Here is a 20,533-nt window from a genome sequence, read left to right on the forward strand (position 1 = left end):
CGATGTGTCCGGCTGATGGCTCCGAGGAAGTCTCACGGCCAATGCCGAACGCTCACATATGCCGCCACCCAAGCTGGCGGGCATACCGATTTCCGCGCGCCCAACCGCGGAACTGCTAAAGCATGATTCCGAACCGAAGGTCAGCGAAGCAAAAGTTGCAGACTTTTCGGGTAGATCATGCGCAAAAACAAAGAGTTAGAGCGTGATGCCCGCACAGGCTTAATCGCATCGCGCTCTAAGATGAATTACGCGGCGCTTGCCGTCTGCGCCGGCTCGGAAACCGGCACACGAACGGACCTGGCCGCAGGGAGATTGGCCCAACGCAAATCGGGCCGGAGCCGTCCCTGTTCCAGTGCCGCCCCCAGCACATTGAACCGGACGAAATGTGATTGACGATATCTGGGGTCGTTGAACCCGATCGATTGGAGGCCGTCCCTGATGTCCTCGATCGCTTCAGTGAGCTGGATCAGAGGCTGATGGTCAGGCGCAAGCGCCCGGAACGCCGCGAAGCTCACGCGATAGGACCGCTTGTCCGGCTGCGCATTTTCGTTGATGTCGATCTCGGTGCCCGGAATGGCCGCGCGCACCGCTTCCGCCAGCTCCCGCACCTGGTAATTCCATTCATCGCACCCGGCATTGACGGCAAGGAATCTATCTTCGCCGTCCGCCGTCCGCGAAATCGCCCATTCGATGGCGCGCGCCATGTCCTTCACATGGATGAGCGGGCGCCAGGGCGTTCCGTCGCTTAGGACGGAGATACGGCCCGTCGCCAGCGCCGACGCGACGAAATCATTGAGAACGAGGTCGAGCCGGAGACGTCCGGAAAAGCCGCAGGCGGTGGCAAAGCGCAGCGCGGTCACGGTCATCCCGCTTTTCGCGGCGATCTCCTTCAGACCGATTTCCGCCCCGACCTTCGACCGGGCATAGGCGGTCAGCGGGTTGAGCGGATCGCCTTCGCAGCGCGCGCCGCCCTCGGCATAGCCATACATGGAGCAGCTGGAAGCGAAAACGAAACTCCTGACACCGGCCTCGGCGGCCAGCTCCGCAACGCGGAGGGTCGCCTTCCGGTTGATTTCCTCCGTCACCGCCTCGAAGCGCAAGCCCATCGGGTCGTTGGAGATCGCGGCAAGATGCACGACCGCATCCACACCCCGAAACAAGGCAAGATCGAGATCGCGCACATCGCGGAATATCTGGATGTCGACCGCATGTTCCGGAAGGTTTTCCTGCGTGATGCAATGAGCAAACAGGCCGCTATCGACACCGATAACAGTCGAATGCCCAAGAACTTGACGGATATGGGAAATGAGAACAGGGCCGACATATCCCATATTTCCCGTCACCATAATATTCATTGATGCATGCCCCCATATGGCAACGGCAACCCACCCCTTCAGGACGAAAGGTTTGCTGCGGTTAAGCTTCGTGAACGGCAGAATGTGCTATTATGTTGCAGTGCAACGTAGCATATGATTTTTTAACCATCTATGGAAACGACGAATTAATAGGGACAAATTTCTTGGGTAAAAGAAATATTAAGTGAACCCAATATTGGCGGCTTCGCTGTGCTGCGAGCGCATATCAGGCGGTCTCCGTACATTGCCCACAATGACCGGTGAAAATGGTTTCTCCATAAACGGCATATAGAAGCGCGCGGCGCTTCTATATGCCGTGACATTTGTGAGAGTAAAAATGACCTATAAATCCGGACGGTTGATGGACATCGCACGCGGCGCCTATGCGCACAGCCCGCATGTCGTGCGCGCTACGCTGGGATATGCCATCGCCTTCGTGCCGACGCGGCTGAAATATGGCCGAACCTATTGGCAATGGCGCCAGATCGTCGCGCGCGCCGCGACCGACCCGGATTTCGCCGCCGCACGGCATCTGGATGCGCTTCGCAATCTGCTGGCCAAAGCGCATGACGGCAGCCCCTTCTACCGCGACCTCATCGACCGGGCCTTCGACAATAAATTCGACGCGGCTCGCATCATGCCTGAAGATATCCGCCGCCTGCCGATCCTCACCAAAGAAGACCTCGGCGCGGCCGGCGATGCCGCCCTGGCGGCGCCCAAACAGACGCTGGATCGCGCGGAAACCAGCGGCTCCAATGGCGAAAAGCCCTTTGCCTTCTATCTCGACAAGGACCGCAGCACCCGCGAGATGGCCTTCGTCTATGATGTCTGGTCCCGGACAGGCTATTCTGAGGACGAACGCAGGGCGACGATGCGCGGGGTGGATGTCGGCGTCAGGGCGGGCGATATCCATGGATGGGACCCGGCGCTTCGCGAATTGCGCCTCGCGACCTTTCCGTTGACGCACGAAAATACGGAGCTCTATCTCGATCTCATCGACAAGCGCCGCATCCGCTATCTCTACGGCTACCCCTCGGCCATCGAAATCCTCTGCCGCAATCTTCGGCACCTAGGGCGCAGACCGAAACTTCCGCTGAAGGGTATCCTGCTCATCTCCGAGCCGGTCTACGCACACCAGCGGCAAATCTATCGGGAAATTTTCGGGGATGTGCCGGTCTCCTGCTTCTACGGCATGAGCGAAAAGGTGCTGTTTGCCAATGAAGTGGCCGGGCAGCCGGACGTCTACGAATTCAATCCGCTCTACGGACTGGCCGAGCTCATCGATGCCGAGGGCAACCCGGTCACCGAGCCCGGACGCGAAGGCCGCATCATCGGCACGGGCTTCCTTTCCACCGGCATGCCCTTCATCCGCTACGATACCAAGGATTTCGCCCGGCTGGTGGAACTTCCCAGCCCCGCCAACGGCCAGCGATTGAAGGTGGAAGCCATCGCGCCGCGCCGCAAGCCCGGCATCCTGATCGCGCGGGACGGCGGCCGGATCGTCATCATGGCCCTGACATCGGAAGATCCGGAGCACTACGGCGATGTCAGGGAGTTCCAGTTCTATCAGGACACACCGGGCGAAGTGCGTTTCCGCTATGTGTTGACGCCTGACGGGGACGAAGCATGCGCCCGCAGGGTGGTGGACCGTCTCGCCAATCTCTGCGAAGGCCAGGTCAGTTTCCGGCTGGAACGGGTCGAACGGCTCGCCAGCGGCCGGGGCGGCAAACGGGCTTTCGTCGACCAGCGGCTCGATCTCTCATTTGATTGAGAATCTGCCGTCCCGGCGGGGCCGCAATTTCCCGTTAAGTATGTTTGGAATTTTCCTCCCGCCCCCAAAAAATGAAGTGTAGGCGGGACGAACGTTCAACTTTCCTAAAGTGACCCATTATAGGTTGCCGCTCATGAAAATCCTGTCCAGGCCGCAATGAACGCTTCATCCAATAGAAATTCTCCCCGTCGGCTTCTCATCGTGTTCGGCACCCGGCCGGAAGCGCTCAAATGCTTCCCCATCGCAAAGGCCGCGCTGGCGAGGGGCGACTGCGCCGTCGAAATCTGCGTCACCGCCCAGCATCGCGAGATGGTGGACCAGGTGATCGAGCTGACCGGCCTGCCTGTCAGCTACGACCTCGACATCATGCAGCCGAACCAGACCCTCTTCGACGTCACCGTGCGTGTGCTCCAGGGCATGGCCGACGTGCTTGAGCGCGCGCGGCCCGATGTGGTGATCGTTCAAGGCGACACGACGACGGCCATGGCCGCCGCGCTCGCGGCCTTTTACAAGCGCATCCCGGTCGCCCATGTCGAGGCGGGCCTGCGCAGCCATGACATCAACTCGCCCTTCCCGGAGGAGCTCAACCGGAAGATTGCCGGCAATGTCGCCGCCTGGCATTTCGCGCCGACCGAGCAGGCGCGCGCCAATCTTCTGAAGGAGAATGTCCCGGCGGAGAAAATCTTCGTCACCGGCAATACGGTGATCGATACGCTCCTGCACTTCTCCGCCGAGATCGACGCGAACGCCGCTTTGCGCGCCGATCTGGCCGGCCGCTTCCCCTTCCTCGATCCCGCAAAGAAAATGATCCTGACGACCGCCCACCGGCGCGAGAATTTCGACGGCGGCATTCATCGCATCTGCGCCGCGCTGAAGGCGCTGGCGGCGCGCCCGGATGTGCAGATCGTCTACCCCGTGCATCCCAATCCCAATGTGCGCTCGGTGGTCCGCGCCGAGCTGGGCGACACCGCGAACATCCATTTGATCGACCCGCAGGAATATCTGCCTTTTCTCTTTCTGCTGAAACAGAGCTATCTTGTGCTGACCGACAGTGGCGGCGTACAGGAAGAGGCGCCTTCGCTGGGCAAGCCGGTTCTGGTCATGCGTGAGAACACGGAACGGCCTGAAGGTGTCGAGGCGGGCACCACGCGTCTGGTCGGTACCGACACCGCAAAAATCACCGCCGCCGCCAGCCATCTGCTCGATGATCGCGCAGCGTATCTCAGCACGGCGACGCGGGTTAACCCCTATGGAGACGGCCAGGCGAGCCGCCGCATCATCGAGGAATTGTTACATGGCTGAAATCAGCAAAGTATGTGTCGTCGGCATGGGATATATCGGCCTGCCGACCTGCGCCATCCTTGCCGGTCACGGGCTCGATGTCGCCGGCGTCGACATCAACGAAACGGTTGTCGAGAAGGTCAACCGCGGCGAGATTCACATCGTCGAGCCCGATCTGGACGGCCTGATCCAAAAGGTCGTCGCCAATGGCAAGCTCAAGGCCTTCACCACGCCGCAGACCGCCGATGCCTTCATCATCGCCGTGCCGACGCCGATGACCGAAGACCACAGGCCCGACGTCACCTATGTCCACGCGGCGGCAAGAAGCGTCGCCCCGGTGCTGAAGCCGGGCGATCTCGTGGTGCTGGAATCCACCTCTCCCGTGGGCACGACGCGCACCATCACCGAACTGATGGCCGAGCTGCGCCCCGACCTCAAATTCCCGATCACCCATGGCGAGGACGCCGACATCCTCGTCGCCTATTCGCCCGAGCGGGTTTTGCCCGGCAAGGTGCTGACCGAGCTCGTCAACAATGACCGCTCCATCGGCGGCCTGTCGCGCAAATCATCGCAGCGAACCGCAGCCCTTTACTCCACCTTCGTTCAGGGCGATCTGTTCCTCACCAGCCCGGAGAGCGCCGAACTGGTGAAGCTCACCGAAAACGCCTTCCGCGACGTGAACATCGCCTTCGCCAATGAGATCGCCGCCGTCTGCCAGCATCTGTCGCTCAATGTCTGGGAGGTGATCGACCTCGCCAACAAGCATCCGCGCGTCAACATCCTGCAGCCGAGCCCTGGCGTCGGCGGCCATTGCATCGCGATCGACCCCTATTTCATCATCGATTCCGCGCCCGACGACACGCCGCTGATCGCCTCCGCCCGGCGCATCAATTCGGGCCGTCCGCACACCGTCGTGCGCGACATCAAGATGCTGCTGGATCCATCCCGTAAACAGACAATTGCCTGCCTCGGCCTCAGCTTCAAGCCCAATATCGACGACATGCGCGAGAGCCCTGCTGTCGAGGTGGTCGAGCTTCTGTCGGAGATTCCAAACCTGAAGCTCATCGCCGCCGAGCCGAACGCGCGCGCCCTGCCGCGCCAGCTCGAGGGCAAGGGCATCGAGTTCACCGACGCGCTATCGGCCATCGATCAGGCCGACATCGTCGTGCTGCTCGTCGATCACCGGCAGTTCAGCCTGATCGATCCGGAAGCGCTGAAGGACAAGAAACTGATCGACACGCGCGGCCTGTGGACATGGCGCAAGGCGCGCAAGCCCGACGCCCGCATCGAGGGCCGCAAGCATGCGGATCGAACCATGGATAAGGTTGCATGAGCACGCCTGATACCGCCTGGGATCAACATCCTATGCTGGCGGCGCGCCGGCGCGATTTCCTGTCCACACCGATCCATGCCCTCAGCATGGAGGAGACGATGGCGCTCGCCGACGAGGCAATGGCCTCGAAGCGCCCGCTGCATCACGTCGTCGTCAACGTCGCCAAGCTCGTCAACATGCGCAAGAATGCCGAGCTTTATGAGGATGTCTCCTCGGCGGATATCGTGAATGTCGACGGCAAGGGCGTGCTGTGGGGCGCGCGCCTGTGCGGCGTGGACCTGCCGGAGCGCGTGACCGGCGTCGACATCATGTTCCACCTGTTCGAATTGTGCGAGCGGCGCGGCTACAAGCCCTATCTGCTCGGCGCGGAGCAGAGCGTTCTCGACCTGGTCATCGCCCGTCTTGGCCGGGATCATCCCAGGCTCGTGGTGGCGGGCGCGCGCAACGGCTATTTCAAGCCGGAAGACGAAGCGGCCATCGTCGCCGACATCAACGCCGCGGGCGCCGATTGCATGCTGGTGGCAATGCCGACGCCGCGCAAGGAGCGGTTCATCAAGCGCTACCGCGCCGAACTCAAGGCGAATTTCATCATGGGCGTCGGCGGCGCCTTCGACGTCTATGGCGGCAAGGTCGCCCGCGCGCCCAAAATCGTCCAGGCGGCAGGGATGGAGTGGCTGTTCCGGGTCGCCCAGGAGCCGAGGCGGCTGTGGCGGCGATACTACGACACCAACACCGCCTATGTCGGGCTGCTGGCGAAAGAATTCTGGAGCCGGCGCATAACCAGAACCTCACGCAGTTCGGCACGGCGGGACGGCGAAGTTTCCTCGTGACCCGGATTTGCGTGTTATTGCCGGTTGCGGGTTGCCGCCTGTGGCAGAACGAGCTCGTGGCGCGGCTCGTTGCGGCAGGGCATGCCGTGTCTGTCCGGCACGGGGCCGCAGCTACACCGGAGCCGGTCGGGCTGCGCACCGTGCTGGCGCTGGAAGCCCGGCGCTTCGGCGCTTCGCTCGCAAGCCTATGCGCGCCTTTGCCTGTTGACGGCGACGGCCAGGCCGATCTCGTCATCGACCTCACATCCGGCTCCGCAAGCCAGGACAAGCCGGTGATGACCCTCAGATTCTGCGGCCAGAAGACCTTCCCGGCGGGCCTCGCCGCCATGGTCGCCAACGGCGGCAGGGCTGAGCTTGCCGTCGCCATCAGCGGCACGGTGGTGGCGCGCGGCCGCCCGATGATCCAGGATCGGCTGTGGCTGACACGCGCAGCCGATAATCTTCTGGCGGGGGCCGTTTCCCTCATCATGCAGGCCGTCGCAATACACCGCACGTCATCCGAAGTGCTCGGGTTGATCCCGGCAACTTCTGACGGCGGCGGCGGTTCTGGCATCAGCAAGCATGCGTTCGCATTGAGCTACCCGCGTTTTCTGGCAAGAGGCATTGCGGAACGCGCCGCCGAAAAACTCAAACGCCGCCCCTTTTATTGGCAGGTGGCCTATCGCCGGATCGACGGGCCCGGCATCGCCGAAACCGGAAAACTGGACGGACCGGAATTCACGGTCCTGCCGGATGACGGCCAGCGGTTCTATGCCGATCCCTTCCTTTTCGAAAAGGATGGCCGCGTCTATCTCCTCGTGGAGGAGTTTCCCTACGCGAGAGGCCGCGGGATCATCTCAGCCTCAGAACTGCGCGACGACGGCACATTCGAAACGCCGCAGCCGGTGCTGGAGGAGCCGCACCATCTGTCCTATCCGCAAGTCTTCGCGAAGGACGGCGAAATCTACATGATTCCCGAAAGCGCGGCGGCACGGGAGCTCGTTCTCTATCGCGCCGCGCAATTTCCCCACCGCTGGGTGCGTGACACCGTTCTTATCAGCGATATCGAAATCAACGACGCGACCCTCTTCGAGATGGACGGCACATTCTGGCTCATCGGCACACAGCGCTTCGGCTATGGCAGCGCTTCGGATACGATGGTGGCCTATTCCGCGCCCGCCCTGCGCGGACCGTGGGCCCCCCATGCGCTGAATCCCCTCGCCATCGATCATTCCGCCGCCAGGCCCGGCGGCGCCTTCATCCGGCAGGGTGACGAGGTGTTGCTGCCCGTGCAGGATGGCTCGCAGACCTATGGCGGCGGGCTCGGCCTGATGCAGTTGGAGCGGCTCGACCATGGCGCTGTCAGCTTCTCCCCGCCCCGCCCAATCCTGCCCGGCCCGGCCTGGAACCGCAAAGGCATCCACACGCTCAATCGGGCTGGCGGAATAGAGGTGATCGATAGCTGCGGCTGAGTGTTATTGCGTAGACTGCGAGCGCAGCACCGGCTTCCGATAGGCCATAATCAAAACGAACAGCAGCATCAAATCCGGCCCTTTCGAAGAAAGAGCGTTGTTGGACAATGCCGCCAGGATCGACACCGTCGAGGCGGCCCAGGCGGCCAGAGGCGCTCGATAGAGAAGCTGCAGAACATAACGGAAGAACGCCGCGGCGAAGATCAGGGCAATCGGCAGGCCGAACAGCAGCGTGAGCACAACAGGCGTGCTCTCGATAAAGGGCAGGTTCAGCTGCTCGTTGACGATCTTCAGGAGGTCGTTGACATTCATGCCGAACAGAATGTCCTTCCACTCCACCAGTTGGAACACCTCGTAGATCTTGACGCGCGCGTAATAATTCTCGTCGAAAAGCGTATTGCTGAAACGGTCGAGGAACCCTGCCGAAAAGAGCACCGCGACCAGCAGCGCGCCGGCAATCAGCGTCAGCACAAGCACGACGAGCTTGGCCTGGCGCCGGTGCGCGGGCGACAGGCGCGGCCAGGGCAGGAAAATCAGCAGAAACAGGATTTCAGCGGTCGCAAGCAGCAGCGCCGCGCGCGCGCCCGCCGCCGCCGTGCCGACATAAAGGATGAAGATGCAGAGCACACGCACCCAGAGCCGCCAGCGCGTCAGCGCCACGAAGCCGATGGCGGTCGCGCATTGCGCGCCCAGCGCCAGCGGATGAGGCGCGAGACCCGTCGGACGGAACTGCAATTCCGTGTTGCTATAGGGCAGAAGCCGGAAATGCGTCATCGCCTCGAATGTGCCGATTATAGCGCTGAGGATAAACATGCCGAGAAGGACATTTCCCAGCGCCCGGCCGATTTCCTCGCCAAGGCACAGCATGATGAGGACCGCGGCACAGGCAACCAGATAGGAATCGATGATGAAGCCGGCGGAACCGGCCCTGCCGACAAGGAAAAGATAGGGCACCAGCAGCGAAAGGAAGAGCGCATAGGACAGCGTCGCGCGGAACAGCCTGATATCGTTGCCCGCGATTCGGATGGGCCGGCTGATGCAGATCAGCACGAGCACCAGAAAGATGAGATAGGTTCCGACATGAAGCTTTTCCGGAAAGGAACCGCCTTCGCTCGTATAGGACATCACCATGTTCAGCATCTGCGGCGAGATCACCGCGCGCAGAAGGAAAGCAAAGGCCGCAGAGAAGAAAAATATCAGCGAAAGCGCATTCTGACGGCGCGCTTCCATCATTGTGAGTTGCTCTTCTCCCAAAGGTATGCTCACAGCCTTGCCTGCTCACTTTGCGGTTTCATCGACGGCGTCCGACGCCCCAGTCGTAAAGAAACTTGGATAACCGTATATTAACGAAGCTGACCTAACGATAGTCCCGACACCAAGCGTTCACGAGTAAATGTCCATGTCCGAGGAGCGTCCTCACCGTTTGTCGCCAGGGAGTCGGCGATTGCATTCGTCGCTTTTCGGCACCTTGGCGGCCAAAGGCGCGGCGCAGCGCACGGCTGCCACCGCTCCTGTCGAGGCCCCAGTAAAGGAATCCCCTCCCTCGGTGACGGTGGAAAAGGTCGGCGATTTCCTCGAATTGGATTTCCGGCGCATCTTCGTCTGGCTGCGGGCCGGGCTGATGCTGGCGCTCCTCTTGGCGCTCCTGGGCGCGCTGGCGGGCGGCCTTTATGGCCTGATGGCTCCGAAGCGCTATACCGTCGCAACCGACATTCTCATCAATCCGGCCAATCTGCAGATCGTCGACAACGATCTCTATCCCCAGTCCGGCCAGGTCGACGGCCAGATTTTCGTGGCGCGCAGCCGGCAGCGCGTGCTGACCTCCCGCAACGTGCTTTCGCGCGTGGTGGACGAATTGCACCTCGCCGACGATCCCGAATTTGCGCCGCGCACCAGCGACCCCGCTTCCGACCGCAAACTCGCGGCTCTCTCCACGCTGCAGCAGGACGTCAACGTCAGGGCGGACGAGCAATCCTTCGTTACCACCCTCCTCGTCACGGCGCCCACATCGGGAGAGGCCATCGAGCTTTCGCAGGCCATTGTGAAAGCCTTCCGGGAAGAGCTTGCGGAAACCGAATCCGAAGGCGCGAACCGTGCAGCGGCAGCGCTCGACAGCCGCCTCAGCCAGATGAAGCAGGACGTTCTGATGGCGGAAAAGAAGGTCGAGGACTATAAGCGTACCCACAAGCTCGTCTCCAGCAATGGCCAGCTCGTTAGCTCGCAATCGATGACCCAGCTCAACACACAGATCCTCGACGCCCGCGCCCGCCTGGCCGCGGCGCAGGCGAATTACGACACGCTGGTGGCCGGCGGCGTTAATGGCACCAATGCCAATCCAGCCGTCTCTCCGACGCTGGCCGATTTGCGCAACAAGGCCAATGCCGCGCGCGAGCAGCTCAATTCGCAATCCGTGCTGCTTGGCCCCCGCCACCCGTCGATCCTCAAGCTGAAGGTCACGCTGGACACGATCAACGCGCAGCTCAAGGCCGAATATCAGCGCACGGTCGAAGGGGCGAAAGCCAATCGCGATGCCGCGCAGATCGCGCTGAACTCCCTCACAGCGGAGATGAACAAGCTGCAGAGCACCGTCTTCAACGCCGGGGATTCCGAAATCGCCCTGCGCGAGCTTGAGCGCGAAGCCACATCGAAGGGCGCGATCTACCAGCGCTATCTCGAGCGCACCCGCCAGCTCACCGAGCGCGAGCAGCTCGATACCACGAATGTTCAGGTGATTTCCGCCCCGACGCCCCCGAAGGGACGTTCCTGGCCCCCGAGCACCAAGCTTCTGGTGGCTCTCGGCGCTGTCGGCGGCTTCGGCCTTGGGCTGTTCCTTTCGATCGTCTGGGGCATCCGGCAGGATATGCGCCTGCCGCCCGAAGCCCCGCAACTCAAGACGGCCTGAACGTGCCGAAGCGCATCGTCTTTCTTCTGGCGAGCCTCAGAGGCGGCGGGGCCGAGCGCGTTTTCGTGCTTGTCGCCAACGAAATGGCCGCGCGCGGCCATGACGTGACGCTGCTTACATGGAATGGCGAGGGGCCCAATGCGGCGCTTGTTGCCAGCTCCGTCAGGCTCATTGATTTCGATTTGCCGCTGAAAGGCGAAGGATATGGCAAGCCGACGACGCTGAAAGGCCTTTTCCAGACGGCGCGCTTGCTGCGAAGCCTCGCACCTGATGCCGTCTTCAGCGCGCCGGAATTCGTCAACCTCCTCGCAGCGGCGGCGCTCATTCTTGGGGGGAGCCGCGCGCGGTTTTTCCCGACATTCCATGCCGCAAGCGCACTGACGGCGGACCGGCTCGGCTCGCGGATCGCGCATGCGATGTCGTCGCTCGTCGCCGCGCGGGCGACAAAGGCCATCGCTGTTTCCACCGGGGTCGGGCGCGAATTGGTGGCGCGCGGCTATCCGGCCGCCAAGGTCACCGTCATTCACAATCCCCTGCCGCAGGCCGTGGCGGCGTCGGATCAATCCCATGGCTGGCGGCAGGATCTCGCGGCGATGGGCGCGGGTCCCATCATCGTCACCGCCGGGCGGCTGGTTCCGGTCAAGGATCACCGCACCCTGCTTGACGCTTTCGCGCTATTGAGGGCGAAGCAGCCCGCAAGGCTGGTCATCTTCGGCGAAGGCCCGCTCGACGGCGAATTGCGCGTTCAAGCCCGGCAGGCCGGGATCGGCGATGCCGTGCTGTTTGCGGGCTATGTCAACGATCCCCAGGCCTGCTACGCCGTCGCCGACCTGTTCGTCCTTTCCTCCACCAGCGAAGGCTTCGGCAATGTGCTGGTGGAGGCGATGGCGGCGGGCGTCCCGGTGGTCTCCACCGACGCGCCCCATGGGCCGCGTGAGATTCTCGACAATGGCCGTTACGGCATGCTCGTCCCCGTCGGTGACGCCCCGGCCCTGGCCGAGGCGATGGCGCATATGCTTGATAACCCGACGCCTGAGGCGGAGCTGAAACGCCGTGCCGCCGATTTCGGCATCACGCCCATCGGCGACCGCTACGAAGCATTGCTCCATGACTGAAACCGGCAACCCCCTGAACGTTCTCATCGCGACACCCGCCGGAGGCACCGGGCAAGGCGGGATCGACCGCATCATGGCCTCCCTCAAGGCCGAGCTGAATGAACATCCGCGCAATGTCGCCGCCAGTTTCCTGCCGACGCGCGGCCATGGGTCCGTGGCGCTTTCATGGCTCCCTCTCCTGCAATTCTGCGCCCGGATGGCGCGCGCGCGGATGGGTGGGAAGATCGACCTCGTCCATATCAACCTCGCCAGCCGCGGCAGCACCTATCGCAAGATCGCCATCGCCGCAGTCGCGCGCCTGCTGCGCATTCCCTATGTCATCCACCTGCACGGCGCGGAGTTCCGCAGCTTCTGGAATGGCAGCGGTACGCTCGTAAGCCGGTCGATCCACACCCTCTTCGACAAGGCGAGCGGTATCATCGTGCTCGGCACCCCATGGCAGGCCTACATTGCCGGCAAGGTTCCATCCGCCCAGGAGCGCATCACCATCGTCCCCAATGCCGTGGAGCAGCCGCGTTTACCCCATGCGGGAGGGGGCGAAAGCGTCCATATCCTCTTTCTCGGGCGGATCGAGGAGCGCAAGGGCGTGCCGGAGCTGGTCAAAGCCCTCGCACGGATGAAGACCGTTCCGGGCTGGCGCGCAACCCTGGCCGGAGACGGGGCGGTCGAGGCCCTGCGGTCCGAGATAGCGGCCCTCGGCCTTGCGGACCGGGTGACGGTGCCCGGATGGCTCAAGGCCGACGACACGGCGCGGCTTCTTGCCACGGGCGATATCCTCACCCTCCCCTCCCACGCGGAAAACCTTCCCATATCGGTCATCGAAGCCATGGCATCGGGACTGGGAATCGTCACCACCCCGGTCGGCGCGATCGAAGATATTGTGCAGGACGGCGAGACCGGCCTGCTCGTCCCCCCCGGCGACGCTGAAGCCCTTGCCGGTGCACTCATCCGGCTGGTTGAGGATGAAGCGCTGCGCCGCCGCCTCGGCGCCCATGCGCAAGCCTTCCAGCGGCAGCATCTCGATATCGGTCCCTATGCGGACAGGATATGCGTCATATGGCGCGAAGCCGCCGCGCGACACAACTTCGCTTGACTTCGGCCCGATTTCCGACAATCAATCGTCAGGATTCAAGGCCTTTAACGAGCGCAATATGCTATGAACGGGCCGGAAAGGTCCGTGATGGGGGCTACCGCATATCTGAAGAATTCGATCGCGGAGAATCTGGTTCGCCGCACGCCCGGCATCTACGCGCGGCTCGGCAAGCTCATCCTTCGCGCCGAGAAGATGTCGCTCGACGAACGCAAGGCCTTGCGCGACGCGCTGACCGCCCAAGCGCTCGCCATCGCCGCCAAGACGCCCTATGGGCGGACCATAGCGGCCAAAGGCAACTACGATGAGTGGCCCCTGCTCGAAAAGGAGACGCTCAGCCAGAACCCGCGCATCTGCCTGGCGCGGACGCTCATCCCGCCCGCAACCGCCTCGACCGGCGGCACGACGGGCGTTCCCGTCGCCCTCAAACGCTCGCTGGAAGCGGTCGTGTTCGAGCAGGCGGCGGTCGACCATCTGGTGCGGCGGCATTCGGGCCTTGAGATGCGGACAGCGCGCATGGCGGTCCTGCGCGGCGACATGGTCAAAAGCCCCGATGACATGAGCGAGCCACACTGGCGGATGCGGCAGGGCGGCCGCCAGCTCATCTGCTCGAGCTTTCACCTCAACGCTGCGACGGCAGGCAGCTACATCGAAGCCATCCGGTCGTTCCAGCCGCAAATGCTGTGGGTCTATCCCTCCTCGCTGGAGGCCTTCGCCAGGCTGGGCGCGAGCATGCTGAGAGACGGCGGGCTTCCGGGGCTGAAACTCATCCTTGCGTCGTCCGAAGTGCTCGATGCAGGCGTATTCAGCGAGATTTCCGGTATTTTCCGGGTGCCGGTCATCGATTTCTACGGCCAGGCGGAGCGTGTCTGCGCCTCCCATGCTGTCAGGCCCGGCGAGCATTATTTCCTCCCCGCCTATGGGCGGGTGGAACTCATCCCCGCCTATGAGGAGGGCGAGTCGAGCTTCTACGAAATCGTCGGGACCTCCTATTGGAACGCCGCGCAACCCCTCGTGCGTTTCCGCACCGGAGATCTCGCCAGGCTCCCCCGCGGGCTGAGCGCCGGCGATGTGGAGGCGGTGACGCTCGGTCTTCTACCGTTCCAGGGCATCGAAGGCCGGCGCACAGACTATGTGCTGTCCCCCGAAGGCGCGCGCCTCATCGGCATGAACCACATCCCGCGCGGCGTTCCCGGCATCGCGCGGATGCAGATCGTCCAGAAAAGCCTCGCCAGCATCGAAATTCAGGTCGTTCCGCTCGAGGATTTCGGCGAGGCGAGCACCAATGCCATCCTCGCCAACGCCCGGCAGAAAATCCCCTCCGGCATCGATATCCAGATCAGGACGGTGGACAGCGTGACGCGCACCAAGAGCGGCAAGGCACCGCTGGTGGTGCGGCTGGTGGAGTGACGAGGCCGGGTTGACGTCGCCAAGCGTACCCCCTACTCCCCCTCCTCCTCAGGCACAGCCTCTTCCTTCTTCCGCCTCAATCTCTGCCGCACCCCGTCGGCGAGCAGGGCGAGCGCGCCCTTTGCGGTGCGCGCGCCGATGAATGTCTGCAAGGTAACCGAGTGGGACGCAAGGCGGTCCTTGAACGCCTCGCCGCCGCAAAGCAGGTCGACCGTGCCGATGCCATGGTCGAACGCCCATTGCACATATTCGAAGATCAGCACCATGCCGGGAGAGGCGCGCGCGAAGTCGGGGTCGTAAGTCGTCACCCAGGCCATCATCGTATCGTGCTGGATGAAATTGATCGAAATGGCGGCGATAACGCCGTCGCGCTCGATCACGAAGATATGCAGCATCCCGGCGCGCGCCAGCACCTCGACCAGCGCCTTGAGCGCCGGCGCGCCCTCTTCGAAAAGTTCGGAGGAGCGTCCGTTATTCTCCAGCCATTTGCGCTTGAGCAGGGCTAGACGGTCGAGAATGGGCTCGAGCGGCTCGCCGGCTTCGATGAGACGCACCCGCACGGCCCCGCCTTCCTCGAGCAGCTTGAGGCAGCGGCGATGGTTCTTGCGGGCTTTCTTGGAGCGGCTCGCCAGCCATGCCGCCCCGCTCTGTCCGTCGCCGGCAATACGTGAGCTGATCTCCTGCCGATGGTCGAGGCGAAGCCGCACGCCGGTCCGCTTGCCCGGAGCAAAGACCCGCCGCGCCGCCGCATCGGGCAAAAGCCGGTTGATGAAGGCGAGATCGAAGCCGCCAGCCCTGCATAGGCGGACCCATAGCGCGTCGAGCGTCGCCTCCGAACAGCCCGGCGCACAGAGAATATCGCCATAGTCGGAATGGGCCGCAGCGGCCCATTCGAGAAAGGAAAGCCCCTTGCGCCGAGTGATCGCCAGCGGGATGACGGCGACGAGCCTCTCCCCGCTCCAGGCAAGGCCGATGCGCAAGGCGATCTGCTCCGGATTCTTCACAGTCTTCCACCAAGCCGAAATCCAGCCATGGCTTTGGAAGATCAGGGCGTCGCATTCGCGCCATAGCTGCGTCCACGGCGCCTCGACCTCAGCCAGCCGGCTGGCGGACTCGACGATCTCCAGGCGGTCCACGCCCTTGACCGCTTCGATTGCGTGCGAGTTCATGAGGAGGAGACATCCTGTGTTTGCGTCCCGCGCAGGCGGCGAAGCTGATTCATGATGCGCCGCCCCATTTTCTTCAGCGGCAGGATGTAGAGCCCGGCAAGCGATTGATAATCTCTGGCATCCCGGTCGATCAGCCCGAATTTCAGCGGCTCTTTCGGATTGGGAACGAAATGCGTGCCGAACAACCGGTCCCAGAAGGAAAACAGCAGGCCGAAATTCTTGTCGTAATGGCGCGGATCGATACTGTGGTGGATTTGATGCCAATGCGGGGACAAGAGAATGTTGTCCAGCCGCCCGAACGAAATCGGCAAATGGGTATGCCGCACGAAATCCATCATCAGGATGTTGCGCAGCACATAGACGTTGAGGCCGAAGACGGCGATCTCCACCGGATCGAGGGCAATCACGCTCCATATGCCGAAACAGATGCCCGGAATGACCCCGTCCCACATGCGGTTCATCAGATCATCGAGCGGATGCACGCGATCCTTGGTGATGCCGACCATCACTTCCGCCGAGTGATGCACCTTGTGCAATTCCCACAGGAACGGGAAGCGATGCTGGGCGTAGTGGTAGAGATAATAGGAAATGTCATAGGCCAGAAGCATGGTCGCCGTGAAGATCACCAGGACGACCGGCCCCGCCGGCCCGCCGAGGAGAGGGCCTTCGAGACCGAATGTCCAGCTTATGAGACGGTTCGTTCCATAGCCCACCGCAGTGACGAAAGTGGCGCCCGCCGGGATTAGCAGGAAGGGCATCATCAGCTTCTTCGTGATCCAGAACATCGCATCGGCGCGCGCCGAAGGATGCATGATCACTTCCGCCGGGAACATGAAGTCGAAGAAATCCCGGACCGATTTATTCTCGACCGTCCGCCAGTAGACGATGAGCGCGCTGACGAGCGCCGTCCCCAAGATAAGGCCCAGGGTAATATAGTCGATATTGTAGAGCTTCTGGACGATTTTGGCAGAGATTTCGGCAAACATGGCAACCTGTGCATGTGATTGGAGCGCACATCTGCGGCCAAGGTCAAATGCGCTCCGCGCATATCGTGATTTTTGGAGTTCATCCCAGAGGCCCGCAACCCAGATGTTACGAAGTTCCGCATCGCGACACAAGTAAATCGGCGGTATGGGACCGGCAAAAGCCGGACTATGATTAATCCTCTATCCATCCCGCGATCCCGGCGCGATCAGGCCGATCTCGAAATTGCTTCCCTCCTCGGCGACCATGCCGCGCCAGGCAATCCGCGCCGCCGGATGCCGCACACCGAAACGCGGGGAAACCCAGCCGCCCTCCCCCGGCTCGTCGCCGCCCGCGCGGATTTCGATGGCTTGGTCGGGAAAACGGATGGTGAGCAGCTTCTCGTCATTGCGCATCAATGTGACGGCATTGCCATCGACCCGCGCCGCGATGTCGGCAGCAAGCTGGAACACCACTTCCGCCTCTTGCGCTTTGCCAAGAAGCCGGTCGGTCACGCGGATGCCATCAGGACAAGGGGACATGGTGCGCTGATGTATCGCCCCGAACCGTCCTTCATAGCCGTCATGGCGGGCGCAGAGGCTCCAGTCCGGCTCAGGCGTGGAGCGCACAAGGGCGGCAGCGGCCTTATGCGACCAGTTGAACTTGCCCGAAATGATGCTCTGGCTCTTGCCCGATATGTTGAGCGTATTGTGCGCCGGGGTGGAGCGGAACCAGTCGCGCCACACGCCGCCCGCGCCATAAGCCCAGGTGCCGGGGTCGACCAGCACGGGCTCGCCATCGATGAACAGCGTGAGCGAGAGGGCATCCGCATGGCCATGCGCGGCGATGGAGAGATAGCCGAGCGGGCCATGATCGAACATCATCTCGACATGGCGGCCATTGATGATCCCGCGCCAGACAGAAAGGCCGCCATCTGGGAAGATCTTGAGCCCCATGGGCTTCGGCACGGATTGCGCGGGCACGCCGAAGAAGATCGAGCGGAAATCGCCCGCTTCCGGCATGGGGCCCGGCTGGCCGAGAAAGCCAGATATGGCTGCGGCAATCGAGCCGGTATAGTCGCCCTCGTCCCCCAGCGTCAGGGCGCGGCCCTCGTCGTCATCGCCATAAGAGGCATTCTTGGGCAGCCAGTTCACGGCATCGGCAAAAGCGGCGAGCCGCGCCGTCACATCGGGCGGAAAGGGCGCGTCCTTCGCCTTTGCCGCAGCCGCGCAGAGAAGGATCATTTCGGCGGTAAACGCGCCATAGGTCGGGCTCTGTTCCGCGCCGAGCCCGTCAGGGAGAATCTGCTTGCAGGTCTCCTCCAGCAATGCCTTGCGCGGCCCTTCCGCTTTTTCGCCGAAGGCAAGGCCAATGACATATTCACCGGCAAGCTCGGCCACCAGATGGTTATTGGCGGATGAATAGGCGGAAGGGAACCGCGCCAGCCAATAAGCGCTCGCCGCGAGGATTTGCGCCACCTGTCTCCGGCTCTCGCCGCCGATATTTCCCCCCGCCAGATCAAGCGTGACGATGAGGCTGATGGCTCGAAGCGCCACTTCGATTCCCGAAGCCCACGATACCCCGCGAAAGGGCGGATTGGCCGCATGCCAGCTATCGATCGCCGCTTCGATGGCCCGTTTTGCCCGCGCGTCGCCGGTCAAGATGAGATAAGCGGCGAGCACGGGCAGATATTGCAGCCGGCCCGCTTCCCAGACATATTTGATGTCGCCGCGCTCTGCGAAATGCCGGAAATCGATATCGAACGTATAGGCATCCGCGCCCGGCCAGAGCGTGCCGGTCACCGGATCGAGGCGCCAGAAATCGGCGTGAAAGAGGTTATCGGGATCGCGCGCGGGCCAGTCCCGCCCCAGCGCGGAAAACCTGCCCTCCAGCGTTGCTTGCGCGGCGCGCACGATGGCCTCTTTCTGTGCCGGGGTCGCCCCGAGCAAAGCGTCGCGCCATTGCGGGAAAACCGGATTGAGCGCGGTTGCGCCATAGCGCTGCCAACCGCCACCGCTATATCTGGAAACGGTCTTGCGCTGCTGCTCGACAAGCCGATGCATGATCTCGGCCGGCTCCATGTTGCGCAATCGGTTGATATACCAGCCGAGTTTCATCGAAACGCTCCAACTCCCATCCCGGCAATAAACGCATTGCGGGATATCTTTTTTACGCTCCACTCCTAAAGCCCTTTTTGTTCTAATAAAATCAGAACAACGCCCCAGATTTTTGTATCCGCAGCCTAAACTTATCCCCTCCTGCTTTCCGGGATCATACTCTACACATTATTGTCCTGAACCGAGGAGATTGGGCGTGAAAGCATTAATGGTCATTGCAGCGGCGCTGTGCCTGGCAGTCACGAGCGCGGCAGCTGCACCTCTTCCCCTGGAGCGCGGCGTCGGCGTCCACGGATGGCTCAACTGGTCGCCACTCGATCCCGATGGCTCCTATCATTGGCCGCCATACCGCACTAGAGAGCAATGGCTGTCCGATGGAAGGCCGCTTTCGGACTGGCCTGAGGAAGACGAGTTCAAGCGGATCAAATCCATGGGCTTCGACTTCATCCGCCTCACCGTCGACCCCGGCCCGCTGCTCGCAAGCCAGGGAACGAAACGGCAGGAGGCGCTTGAAGTCCTGTCTGATGCGGTCGGGCAGGCCACGGCCTCGGGCCTCAAGGTCGTGTTCAATCTGCACAGCAATTCGCAGGTTCCAGCCTATTCCATGGACCTCATCAATGGCCCGGCGGACAGCGAGGGCATTGCCCGCTACCGGGACATGGTGAAGGACGTCGCTCGCATGCTCGTCAAGGCCGGCACGGGCCGCGTCGCGTTCGAGCCCTTCAATGAGCCGGCGCACTATCCTTGCGATGCCGGGGGCACCGATGACTGGCAGCGCATCATGACCGATACCGTGCGCGATATCCGCTCGGTAAGCCGCAACCTCACCATCGTCGCCACCGGCGCCTGCGGCGGAAACGTAACCGGGCTCACCGATCTCCTGCCCGATTTCGACGATCCGAACATCTATTACAGCTTCCATATGTATGAGCCCCACGCCTTCACCCATCAGCGCTCGGACCGCTCGAACGGCTTCATGTCCGGCCTCCCCTGGCCGGCCTCCTGCGGCACGCCCGAGGGGGTAAGCGCGATCCTCCTGAAAAAGATGGACAATGCAGGCTTAAGCGCCAGCGAAAAGCAGGCAAACATGGCCGAGGCGCAACCGATCATCTCGGACTATTTTCAGGATCAATGGGGGCCGAACCAGTTGAGCGCCCGTTTCGGCGAAGCGATGGCTTGGGCAAGCAAGCACGGCATTCCCGCCAGCAGGCTGTTCATGGGCGAGTTCGGCGTGATCCTCATGTCGGCGGACGGCCGCAGCGGCGCCCCCGAGCCCGACCGCTCGCGCTACATCACCGCCGCAAGGACGCTTGCCGAGCAATTCCATATTCCCTGGTCGGTCTGGGAATATTCCAATCCATATGGCATGACGCTCATTCAGCCGACGGGACCGGCGGTGCCTGAGGAAGCGCTGCTCAAGGCCCTGGGGCTGAAGCAGTAGGGATCGCCATTGCCACACCGTCATCCTCGGGCTTGTCCCGAGGATCTAGGAAATTTCATCTTGGGATAGAAACGGCTGCGTTCTTTTATCGTTGCGGCCGCGTCACCGTAGAGGCATGGATCCCAGTGACAAGCACTGGGATGACGCAGCGGAGATGTCTTTCCCCTGCCGGATATGCTCTGCCAAGTGGAGAGGCCGGAGGTTGCATGCCAACAGCAAGGCAACCCGTCATCCCAGTGCTTGTCACTGGGATCCATGCCTCTACGTCTCCGTGATAACCATGGTCCCCAAAACGAAAATTCAGG

At 62.4% G+C, this 20,533-nt stretch carries 15 protein-coding genes; 10 read left to right on the forward strand and 5 right to left on the reverse strand.

Features of this window, described 5'->3' with window-relative positions; all coding sequences use genetic code 11:
* Positions 1-245: 245 nt before the first annotated feature.
* Positions 246-1,355: an NAD-dependent epimerase/dehydratase family protein gene (locus tag ACOWVG_RS09195; protein ID WP_420961609.1), complete on the reverse strand. Its 1,110-nt coding sequence runs from the start codon at positions 1,353-1,355 to the stop codon at positions 246-248.
* Positions 1,356-1,692: 337 nt separating this feature from the next.
* On the opposite strand from ACOWVG_RS09195, the gene ACOWVG_RS09200 reads away from it, so the two are divergent.
* From ACOWVG_RS09200 to ACOWVG_RS09220, 5 genes are all read left to right on the forward strand, one after another.
* On the forward strand, positions 1,693-3,126 hold the full coding sequence (locus tag ACOWVG_RS09200) for a hypothetical protein (protein WP_420961610.1): 1,434 nt from the start codon (positions 1,693-1,695) through the stop codon (positions 3,124-3,126).
* Positions 3,127-3,282: 156 nt separating this feature from the next.
* Positions 3,283-4,428, forward strand: coding sequence for a non-hydrolyzing UDP-N-acetylglucosamine 2-epimerase (gene wecB / locus ACOWVG_RS09205; RefSeq protein ID WP_420961612.1), 1,146 nt, complete (start codon positions 3,283-3,285; stop codon positions 4,426-4,428).
* A complete protein-coding gene (gene wecC, locus ACOWVG_RS09210; protein WP_420961614.1) occupies positions 4,421-5,740 on the forward strand; it encodes a UDP-N-acetyl-D-mannosamine dehydrogenase in 1,320 nt (439 codons plus the stop codon). Before wecB ends, wecC begins: the two co-directional genes overlap by 8 nt.
* Positions 5,737-6,570, forward strand: coding sequence for a WecB/TagA/CpsF family glycosyltransferase (locus tag ACOWVG_RS09215; protein WP_420961615.1), 834 nt, complete (start codon positions 5,737-5,739; stop codon positions 6,568-6,570). Before wecC ends, ACOWVG_RS09215 begins: the two co-directional genes overlap by 4 nt.
* Positions 6,571-6,581: 11 nt before the next feature.
* On the forward strand, positions 6,582-8,021 hold the full coding sequence (locus tag ACOWVG_RS09220) for a glucosamine inositolphosphorylceramide transferase family protein (protein ID WP_420961617.1): 1,440 nt from the start codon (positions 6,582-6,584) through the stop codon (positions 8,019-8,021).
* Between the two features lie 3 nt (positions 8,022-8,024).
* Here the strand turns inward: ACOWVG_RS09220 and ACOWVG_RS09225 are convergent, their stop codons facing one another.
* Positions 8,025-9,254 (reverse strand): VpsF family polysaccharide biosynthesis protein, encoded by a 1,230-nt coding sequence (locus tag ACOWVG_RS09225; RefSeq protein WP_420961619.1) that lies wholly within the window; start codon positions 9,252-9,254, stop codon positions 8,025-8,027.
* Between the two features lie 211 nt (positions 9,255-9,465).
* Between ACOWVG_RS09225 and ACOWVG_RS09230 the strand changes: the two genes are divergently transcribed.
* From ACOWVG_RS09230 to ACOWVG_RS09245, 4 genes are all read left to right on the forward strand, one after another.
* Positions 9,466-10,923, forward strand: a complete 1,458-nt coding sequence (locus tag ACOWVG_RS09230) for a GumC family protein (protein WP_420961621.1) — start codon at positions 9,466-9,468, stop codon at positions 10,921-10,923.
* A 2-nt stretch (positions 10,924-10,925) separates the two neighbouring features.
* Complete coding sequence (locus tag ACOWVG_RS09235) at positions 10,926-12,038, forward strand: glycosyltransferase (protein ID WP_420961622.1); 1,113 nt, start codon at positions 10,926-10,928, stop codon at positions 12,036-12,038.
* Positions 12,031-13,131 carry a glycosyltransferase family 4 protein gene (locus ACOWVG_RS09240; protein ID WP_420961623.1) on the forward strand — a complete coding sequence of 367 codons (1,101 nt, stop codon included), beginning with the start codon at positions 12,031-12,033 and terminating at the stop codon, positions 13,129-13,131. Before ACOWVG_RS09235 ends, ACOWVG_RS09240 begins: the two co-directional genes overlap by 8 nt.
* Before the next feature lie 87 nt (positions 13,132-13,218).
* Positions 13,219-14,538 carry a hypothetical protein gene (locus tag ACOWVG_RS09245; protein WP_420961624.1) on the forward strand — a complete coding sequence of 440 codons (1,320 nt, stop codon included), beginning with the start codon at positions 13,219-13,221 and terminating at the stop codon, positions 14,536-14,538.
* Positions 14,539-14,570: 32 nt separating this feature from the next.
* Here the strand turns inward: ACOWVG_RS09245 and ACOWVG_RS09250 are convergent, their stop codons facing one another.
* The 3 genes from ACOWVG_RS09250 to ACOWVG_RS09260 all read right to left on the reverse strand — a co-directional run bounded on the left by ACOWVG_RS09250 (position 14,571) and on the right by ACOWVG_RS09260 (position 18,787).
* The gene (locus ACOWVG_RS09250; RefSeq protein WP_420961625.1) at positions 14,571-15,707 is read right to left on the reverse strand and encodes a GNAT family N-acetyltransferase; all 1,137 of its coding nucleotides are present in this window, start codon (positions 15,705-15,707) and stop codon (positions 14,571-14,573) included.
* Complete coding sequence (locus ACOWVG_RS09255; protein WP_420961627.1) at positions 15,704-16,693, reverse strand: sterol desaturase family protein; 990 nt, start codon at positions 16,691-16,693, stop codon at positions 15,704-15,706. The genes ACOWVG_RS09250 and ACOWVG_RS09255 overlap by 4 nt, the downstream gene beginning before the upstream one ends.
* A 180-nt stretch (positions 16,694-16,873) precedes the next feature.
* On the reverse strand, positions 16,874-18,787 hold the full coding sequence (locus tag ACOWVG_RS09260; protein WP_420961628.1) for a heparinase II/III family protein: 1,914 nt from the start codon (positions 18,785-18,787) through the stop codon (positions 16,874-16,876).
* A gap of 196 nt (positions 18,788-18,983) precedes the next feature.
* Here ACOWVG_RS09260 and ACOWVG_RS09265 point away from each other — a divergent pair, with 196 nt between their 5' ends.
* Positions 18,984-20,228 carry a glycoside hydrolase family 5 protein gene (locus ACOWVG_RS09265; RefSeq protein WP_420961630.1) on the forward strand — a complete coding sequence of 415 codons (1,245 nt, stop codon included), beginning with the start codon at positions 18,984-18,986 and terminating at the stop codon, positions 20,226-20,228.
* The last annotated feature ends 305 nt before the right edge of the window (positions 20,229-20,533 follow it).

It is taken from the genome of Brucella sp. IR073 (assembly GCF_049065735.1).
In the GTDB taxonomy this organism is placed as follows: domain Bacteria; phylum Pseudomonadota; class Alphaproteobacteria; order Rhizobiales; family Rhizobiaceae; genus Paramesorhizobium.

What these genes read in the sequence shown, in the direction of transcription:
- ACOWVG_RS09195 (WP_420961609.1), bottom strand. Translation starts at nt 1,355, where the DNA reads ATGAATATTATGGTGACGGGAAATATGGGATATGTCGGCCCTGTTCTC.
- ACOWVG_RS09200 (WP_420961610.1), top strand. Translation starts at nt 1,693, where the DNA reads ATGACCTATAAATCCGGACGGTTGATGGACATCGCACGCGGCGCCTAT.
- wecB (WP_420961612.1), top strand. Translation starts at nt 3,283, where the DNA reads ATGAACGCTTCATCCAATAGAAATTCTCCCCGTCGGCTTCTCATCGTG.
- wecC (WP_420961614.1), top strand. Translation starts at nt 4,421, where the DNA reads ATGGCTGAAATCAGCAAAGTATGTGTCGTCGGCATGGGATATATCGGC.
- ACOWVG_RS09215 (WP_420961615.1), top strand. Translation starts at nt 5,737, where the DNA reads ATGAGCACGCCTGATACCGCCTGGGATCAACATCCTATGCTGGCGGCG.
- ACOWVG_RS09225 (WP_420961619.1), bottom strand. Translation starts at nt 9,254, where the DNA reads ATGATGGAAGCGCGCCGTCAGAATGCGCTTTCGCTGATATTTTTCTTC.
- ACOWVG_RS09240 (WP_420961623.1), top strand. Translation starts at nt 12,031, where the DNA reads ATGACTGAAACCGGCAACCCCCTGAACGTTCTCATCGCGACACCCGCC.
- ACOWVG_RS09245 (WP_420961624.1), top strand. Translation starts at nt 13,219, where the DNA reads ATGGGGGCTACCGCATATCTGAAGAATTCGATCGCGGAGAATCTGGTT.
- ACOWVG_RS09250 (WP_420961625.1), bottom strand. Translation starts at nt 15,707, where the DNA reads ATGAACTCGCACGCAATCGAAGCGGTCAAGGGCGTGGACCGCCTGGAG.
- ACOWVG_RS09255 (WP_420961627.1), bottom strand. Translation starts at nt 16,693, where the DNA reads ATGTTTGCCGAAATCTCTGCCAAAATCGTCCAGAAGCTCTACAATATC.
- ACOWVG_RS09260 (WP_420961628.1), bottom strand. Translation starts at nt 18,787, where the DNA reads ATGAAACTCGGCTGGTATATCAACCGATTGCGCAACATGGAGCCGGCC.